The sequence below is a fragment of the Rhizobium sp. CBN3 genome (assembly GCF_030518245.1).
In the GTDB taxonomy this organism is placed as follows: Bacteria; Pseudomonadota; Alphaproteobacteria; order Rhizobiales; family Rhizobiaceae; genus Rhizobium; species Rhizobium aethiopicum_A.
The window spans coordinates 1-7,569 of the sequence record NZ_JAULSE010000053.1; the positions used below are offsets into that span (position 1 = coordinate 1).

The following is a 7,569-nucleotide window of genomic DNA, read 5'->3' on the forward strand; positions in this document are numbered from 1 at the left end:
GAAGCAACATGGCGCAAGGCCGGTGAATTGCTCGACGCATTCTCGCCGGCCGAATGCGCCAACTATCTCACAAACTCAGGCTATGCTTCCGTATGAAAACAGCATGCTCTAAGAAAACCGCAAAACCGGGCTGATTGATGGGAGGTTGGCCTACCGTCCGGCGCGTTCCAGAATGCGCAGCGCAAGCTTGAGATGCGGCAAGTCAAGCATACGCCCGTCAAGTTGGATGACGCCGGCGTCGGGCCTGGCGGCAAAGGCGGCGGCGACCTTCTCGGCCCAGGCGACCTCGGAGGGGTCAGGTGTGAAGGCGTGATTGATCGCTTCCACCTGGCCCGGATGAATGGCCATCATGCCGGAAAAGCCGTCGCGCCGGGCGCGGCCGACATAGGCCCTGAGACCGTTGAGATCGCGGAAATTTGGGTAGACGGTTTCAATTGCCGGAACGGCGGCGGCATGGGCTGCGAATAGGGCGAGCGAACGGGCAAGCTCATAAGGTGGCGTATAACGGCCGTCTGTCCTTCGCGCCGTCGAAGCCCCGATCGCGGCCGGCAGATCTTCCGCACCCCAGGTCAGGCCGCAAAGATTCGCCGAGACGTCCCGGTAGCTGCCGATCTCGAAGATCGCGGACGGCGTCTCCGTCGCGATCGGCAAAACGGGAACGGCCGGCGTCAACGAGGCTGCGAGTTTGCGCACGGAAACGGCCCCCTCGGCTTTCGGCAACATGACGGCGAAGGGCTGAAGGCCGTTCACGGCGGCAAGGTCGTCTTGGGCTTCGGGCGAGGCGAGGGGATTGATGCGGATCAGTAGAGCGGTCTTGCCGGCATGGCGGAGGACGAACTCGTGCACGGCCTCCCGGGCTCTCGGCTTGTTTGCGGGTGCAACCGAATCTTCCAGATCGAGAATAACGGCATCGGCGCCGGAGGCGAGCGCTTTGTCGAAACGCTCGGGCCGGTCGCCGGGCACGAAGAGCAGCGAGCGCAGCCTCATGACGGTTTCACCTTCAGCATTGCCGTGCGCAGGCACTGGCAGACGATCTCGCCACGCTGGTTCAGGGTCACGTGCCGGAATGTGACGATGCCGGCATCGGGGCGGGAGTTCGAGCGGCGCAGCTCCGTTACCTCGGTTTCCACCCGCAGCGTATCGCCGATGAAGACCGGTTTTGGCATCGTCACCTTGTCATAGCCGAGATTGGCGACGAGCGTGCCGAGCGTGGTGTCGCCGACCGAAAGGCCGACGGTCAGCGCAAAGGTGAAGGTGCCGTTGACGACGATGCGGCCGAATTCGGTGCCGGCGGCATAATCGGCATCGAGATGCAGCGGCTGCGGATTGTGGGAAAGCGTCGTGAACAGCAGGTTGTCGGTCTCGGTGACCGTGCGGCGGATCTCGTGGGTGATGCGGTCGCCGACCGTCCATTCGTCGAAATAGCGGCCGGCCATCACGCCTCCTCCTTGATGACGCTGACGACCAGCTGGTTTTCCGAAACTCGGCTACCGATGGAAATCTGCAGTTTTCCGATGATGCCATCGAAGGGCGCGCGCAGCGCATGTTCCATCTTCATCGCTTCGACCGTCAGCAGACGATCCCCCTTGGCGACATGATCGCCTTCGGCGACATCGACCGAGATGACCAGGCCGGGCATGGGCGAAAGGATCGCGCCGTCGCCCGCACCCTGGCTTGCCTCGACCTCGCCCGCATGGGGCAGGCCGATCGGCCAAGCATTGCCGGCGTCGAAAAGCACGGTCTTCTCGTCGATCTCGACGGCATTCGCCTCAAGGTCGGGGCGTACGCGTCCCCAGTGGAGGTGACCGTCGATGCGCACGCGCACGCGGCTGTCGCTTGGCCCGGCAGTACGAAAACCGGTCAGGGCCGACCAGGGATCCTCATTCGCGACCTTCGAAAGTGCCGTAGCCGCCTTGTCGATTGTCGTCTTATCCGGCTCCTTCGCCACTAGGCTTTCACCATGGCGGTCGAGGAAACCGGTATCGATCCGGGCGGCGCGAAAATCCGGGTCGACGGCGATGTGGGCGAGAAGACCGGCATTGGATCTGACCGGCCACACCTCGATGCCGGCACAGGCGGCGGCCAGCTTCGACAGCGCGACCTCGCGGTTCGGCCCATGCGCAATGATCTTGGCGATCATCGGATCGTAGAAGGCGGTGATCTCATCGCCCTGTTCGACGCCGGTGTCGACGCGAACCGCCTCTGGAAGTTTCAGATGTTCGAGCCGGCCGGTCGAGGGCAGGTAGCCGGCGGCGGGATTTTCGGCATAGAGCCGGGCTTCGAAGGCCCAGCCCTTCATGGCGATCTCGTCCTGGCTTTTCGGCAGCGGCTCGCCGTTTGCCACCCTCAGCTGCCAGAGGACCAGATCCTCACCTGTTATGGCTTCAGTGACGGGATGTTCCACCTGCAGGCGCGTATTCATCTCCATGAACCAGATACGATCCGGCCGCAGGCCTTGCGAAGCATCGGCGATGAATTCGACAGTGCCGGCGCCGACGTAGTTCACCGCTGTTGCCGCTTTCACCGCCGCATCGCAGATCGCCGCGCGGGTGGCGGCATCGAGCCCTGGGGCAGGAGCTTCCTCGATGACTTTCTGGTGACGACGCTGCAGCGAGCAGTCGCGCTCGAAGAGGTGGACGCAGTTGCCATGCTGGTCAGCGAAGATCTGCACCTCGATATGACGCGGGTTGGCGATAAAGCGTTCGATGAGAACGCGATCATCGCCGAACGAAGCGGCGGCTTCGCGGCGGCAGGAGGCGAGGAGCTCGCTGAAATCCTGCGGGCGGTCGACGCGGCGCATGCCCTTGCCGCCGCCGCCGGCAACCGCCTTGATGAGGACGGGGTAGCCGATGGCATCGGCCTCGGCCGCAAGCCTTGCTTCGCCCTGGTCCGGACCGAGATAACCGGGCGTGACCGGCACGCCGGCCGCCTGCATCAATTGCTTGGCGGCGTCCTTCAGTCCCATCGCCCGGATTGCGGCCGCCGGCGCGCCGACCCAGACCATGCCGGCCTTCTCGACCGCTTCGGCAAATTCGGCATTTTCCGACAGGAAACCATAGCCCGGATGGATCGCGGCCGCACCGGTTTTGCGGGCTGCTTCGAGGACGCGTGCCTCGGACAGATAGCTTTCGCGGGCCGACGGCGGCCCGATGGCGATCGCCTCGTCGGCTTCTCTGACGAAGGGCAGGCCGGCATCGGCGTCGGAATAGACGGCGATCGTACGGATGCCGGCAGTCTTTGCCGTGCGGATGATGCGGCGGGCGATTTCACCCCGGTTGGCGATGAGAAGGCTCTCCATCATGGCGCGCCTCACATCCGGAACAGGCCGAAGCGCGGCCCTTTCGGAATCGGCGCATTCAGGCAGGCGGAGAAAGCAAGGCCGAGCACGTCCCGCGTCTGGCTAGGATCGATGATGCCGTCGTCCCAGAGGCGGGCGGTGGCATAATAGGGATTGCCTTCCGCCTCATAGCCGGCGCGGATCGGCGCCTTGAAAGCCTCCTCTTCATCGACAGACCAATTCTCTCCGCGCGCCTCCAGCGCGTCGCGGCGAATGGTGGCGAGCACCGAGGCCGCCTGTTCGCCGCCCATGACGCTGATGCGGCTATTCGGCCAGGTGAAGAGGAACCGCGGGCGATAGGCGCGGCCGCACATGCCGTAATTGCCGGCGCCGAAACTGCCGCCGATAATGACGGTGACCTTCGGCACGGTCGCTGTCGCAACCGCCGTCACCAGCTTTGCCCCGTCCTTGGCGATACCGCCCGCCTCATAGCGGCCGCCGACCATGAAACCGGAAATATTCTGCAGGAACAGCAGCGGCACGCGGCGCTGGCAGGCGAGCTCGATGAAATGCGCGCCCTTCAGCGCGCTTTCGGAAAAGAGCACGCCGTTATTGGCGATGACGGCGACCGGCATGCCCCAGATGCGGGCGAAGCCGCAGACGAGCGTCGTGCCGTAGAGCGGTTTGAACTCGTGCAGTTCCGATCCGTCGACGATCCGGCCGATTACCTCGCGCACATCATAGGGCGAGCGCACGTCATCGGGAATGAGGCCGAGGAGATCCTGGGAATCGAGTTTCGGTGGTCGCGGAGGCTGGATATCGATATCGACCGATTTGACGCTGTTGAGGCTGGCGACGATGTCTCGCACCAAAAGCAGCGCATGTTCGTCATTCTCGGCGACATGATCGACGACGCCGGAGCGGCGGCCATGGGTTTCGGCGCCGCCGAGCTCTTCGGCCGAGATGATTTCGCCGGTCGCGGCTTTGACCAGCGGCGGCCCGGCAAGGAAGATCGTCCCCTGATTGCGCACGATGACGGTTTCATCAGACATGGCAGGGACATAGGCGCCGCCGGCCGTGCAGCTTCCCATCACGCAGGCGATCTGCGGAATGCCTTCGGCCGACATCTGCGCCTGGTTGTAGAAGATGGCGCCGAAATTGTCGCGGTCGGGAAAGACCTCGGCCTGATGCGGAAGATTCGCGCCGCCGCTATCGACGAGGTAGAGGCAGGGCAGCCGGTTCTGCAGGGCGATTTCCTGCGCCCGCAGATGCTTCTTGACCGTCATCGGAAAATAGGCGCCACCCTTCACCGTCGCGTCATTGGCGACGATCATCACCTCGCGGCCGCTAACACGGCCGATGCCGGAAATGATGCCGGCGCTAGGCGCCTCGTCGCCATACATGCCGTTGGCCGCCAGTGTGCCGATCTCCAGGAAGGGACTGCCGGCATCGAGCAGGAGCTGGATGCGGTCGCGCGGCAGGAGCTTGCCCTTGCCTGTATGGCGCGCGCGCGCCGCCTGCGATCCGCCCTCGCGCGCTTTCGCCGAACGCGCGTAGAGTTCGTCGACGAGGGCTTTGTTCTTGGCGGTATTGGCTTTCAAGCTTTCGCTGTCGCGATCGATCGCAGTCGAAATCACCGTCATGATGCGATGAGCTCCCGCCCGATCAGATAGCGGCGGATCTCATTGGTGCCGGCGCCAATATCGTAAAGCTTGGCGTCGCGCAGGAAGCGCTCGACCGGCCATTCCTTGGTATAGCCGGCGCCGCCAAGCGCCTGGATCGCCTCGAGCGAAACTTTCACCGCATTCTCGCTGGCAAAAAGGATCGCGGCGGCCGCGTCGGTGCGCGTCGCGCGGCCGGCATCGCAGGCCCGTGCCACGGAATAGACATAGGCGCGCGCCGAATTCAGCGCGACATACATGTCGGCGATCTTGGCCTGTATCAGCTGGAAATCGCCGATCGGCTTGCCGAACTGCTTGCGATCGCGCACATAGGGCAGCACGACATCCAGGCAGGCCTGCATGATTCCGAGCGGGCCGCCGGCGAGCACGGCGCGTTCGTAATCGAGGCCGGACATCAGGATTTTCACGCCTTCTCCCTCTCGGCCCATCAACGCCTCGGCCGGCACTTCGCAATCCTGAAAGACCAGTTCGGCCGTATCGCTGCCGCGCATGCCGAGCTTGGAAAGCTTCTTGGAGACGCTGAAGCCGGGCAGACCCTTTTCGATGATGAAGGCGGAAATGCCTTTCGGGCCGGCCGCCGGATCGGTCTTGGCATAGACGACGAGCACGTCGGCATGCGGCGCGTTGGTTATCCAGAACTTCGTGCCGTTCAGAATATAGCGGTCGTCTCTTTTCTCGGCACGCAACCGCATGGAGACGACATCCGAACCGGAGCCGACCTCCGACATGGCAAGCGAGCCGACATGGTCGCCCGAGATCAGCTTCGGCAGATGGCGGCGTTTCTGCTCCGCCGAGGCCCAGCGGCGGATTTGATTGACGCAGAGATTGGAATGGGCGCCGTAGCTCAAGCCAACGGAAGCCGAGGCGCGCGAGACCTCCTCCATGGCGACAACGTGCTCGAGATAACCGAGACCGGCGCCGCCGAACTCTTCCTCGACGGTGATGCCATGCAAGCCGAGCGCGCCCATCTGCGGCCAGAGCTGGCGCGGAAATGTGTTGCTTTCGTCGATCTCCGCAGCCAGCGGAGCAATATGATCGGCGGCAAATCGCGCCGTCGTTTCGCGGATCGCGTCCGCGGTTTCGCCGAGCGAAAAATCAAACATGGCACTCCTCCCGCTGAAATATGTAGCGCGGGTTGCGGCAGGTTCAAATAGGCACCCCAGCCTCCCTCATGCGTGTGCGGTAGCAAACGGCAACTTCGTCCGACATATCTTGCTCATGAGGAATGAGGGAGGTACGCGGCGCTTGCCACGATTCCGCTTCTCCCTAGCGGGGACTGTTGCAAAATACCGAGGATGTGATTCCCTTGTTTTGAACGGGGGATGATTTGGATGGCGGTCAAAGAGACAGGTCAATTCAGCTTTGTGGATGCGTTGTTGCCGCAGGCAGGAGGCAGTGGGCGCCTTGATCGATTGTCTGCTCTGGTAAAGTGGTATCGGTTCGAGAAGCTGTTACGTGGGCTGCGGGCGGAGACGTCGCCGGGTCGGCCGGCCTATCCACCGCTGGTGATGTTCAAGGCGCTGCTGCTGCAGTCGCTGTACGGTCTTTCGGATGCGGAATTGGAAGAGGCCTTGTACGACCGGCTGTCGTTTCGCCGTTTTGCCGGCCTGAGCCTGGAGGCAGCGGTTCCTGACCACACGACGCTGTGCCGGTTCCGCAACCTTTTGAGCGAGGCAGGGCTCTTAGAGAAGCTGTTTGGCGAACTCGACCGGCAATTGGATGCGGCCGGGCTGATCCTGCGGCGCGGCACGATGCTGGATGCGACGATCATCGAGACCGGCGCGGCGCGCCCGCCACGCGAGCGACTTCCCGGACAGCAGGCGCCAGAATAGCCGGCGGACGAGAAACCGGCGGATGGGAAGGCAGCCTCGTCCCTCAAACTGAGCGATCCCGATGCCCGCTTTACGCGCCGCAAGGGCCGAGCGGGCTCATCTTATGGTTACAAGGCCCATGTCGGCGTCGATGAGGGCTCCGGCCTGATCCGCCGGGTGAAGACGACACCGGCCAATGTCAACGACACGGTCTGCGCCGACGCTCTGATCTGCGGCGATGAACGGTCGGTTTTGGCCGACAGCGCCTATCATACCCATGCCCGGGTCAAAGACTTGAAGGCCAGAGGCATCAAGGCCCGACTGATGCGCCGGCCGAACAAACATCATAAGACATTGCCGCCTCGGCTGATGCGCCTGAACGCTCTGATCTCAAGGCGGCGAGCTGCGGTCGAGACGACCTTTGCCACATGGAAGCGGCGCATGGGCCTGTCGCTCATCCGCTATCGCGGACTGGCCAAGGCTGAGGCCCAGGTACTGATCGCCGCCATCGCCTTCAACATGCGCCGCTGGGTGACGCTGACCAGCTGAGCCGACGGGCGGATTGCGTCCAGTCGCCTGCCAAATCACCAAATTTCACCACGATCAGCCCGCTTTACACCGAAGCGGGGCAACCACCCTTGGTCGCTACACTGTTCAGCAATCTTCATCGCCCATTACGCAACAGTCCCTAGAGCATGCTGTTTTCATACGGAAGCATAGCCTGAGTTTGTGAGATAGTTGGCGCATTCGGCCGGCGAGAATGCGTCGAGCAATTCACCGGCCTTGCGCCATGTTGCTT

5 protein-coding genes and 1 pseudogene are annotated in these 7,569 nt (G+C 63.3%); 1 reads left to right on the plus strand and 5 read right to left on the minus strand.

Features of this window, described 5'->3' with window-relative positions:
• Positions 1-150: 150 nt before the first annotated feature.
• Genes QWJ46_RS30550 through QWJ46_RS30570 form a run of 5 tightly spaced genes read right to left on the minus strand, consistent with a single transcriptional unit; the run spans position 151 to position 6,062 of the window.
• Positions 151-987, minus strand: a complete 837-nt coding sequence (locus tag QWJ46_RS30550; protein ID WP_302756260.1) for a CoA ester lyase — start codon at positions 985-987, stop codon at positions 151-153.
• Positions 984-1,436, minus strand: coding sequence for a MaoC family dehydratase (locus tag QWJ46_RS30555; protein WP_302756261.1), 453 nt, complete (start codon positions 1,434-1,436; stop codon positions 984-986). The genes QWJ46_RS30550 and QWJ46_RS30555 overlap by 4 nt, the downstream gene beginning before the upstream one ends.
• Positions 1,436-3,301, minus strand: coding sequence for an acetyl/propionyl/methylcrotonyl-CoA carboxylase subunit alpha (locus QWJ46_RS30560; RefSeq protein WP_302756262.1), 1,866 nt, complete (start codon positions 3,299-3,301; stop codon positions 1,436-1,438). Before QWJ46_RS30560 ends, QWJ46_RS30555 begins: the two co-directional genes overlap by 1 nt.
• Positions 3,302-3,309: 8 nt before the next feature.
• On the minus strand, positions 3,310-4,920 hold the full coding sequence (locus QWJ46_RS30565) for a carboxyl transferase domain-containing protein (protein WP_302756263.1): 1,611 nt from the start codon (positions 4,918-4,920) through the stop codon (positions 3,310-3,312).
• Complete coding sequence (locus tag QWJ46_RS30570) at positions 4,917-6,062, minus strand: isovaleryl-CoA dehydrogenase (RefSeq protein ID WP_302756264.1); 1,146 nt, start codon at positions 6,060-6,062, stop codon at positions 4,917-4,919. The genes QWJ46_RS30565 and QWJ46_RS30570 overlap by 4 nt, the downstream gene beginning before the upstream one ends.
• Positions 6,063-6,281: 219 nt before the next feature.
• Here QWJ46_RS30570 and QWJ46_RS30575 point away from each other — a divergent pair.
• Positions 6,282-7,319 (plus strand): annotated as a pseudogene (locus QWJ46_RS30575) (IS5 family transposase).
• Positions 7,320-7,569: the final 250 nt, after the last annotated feature.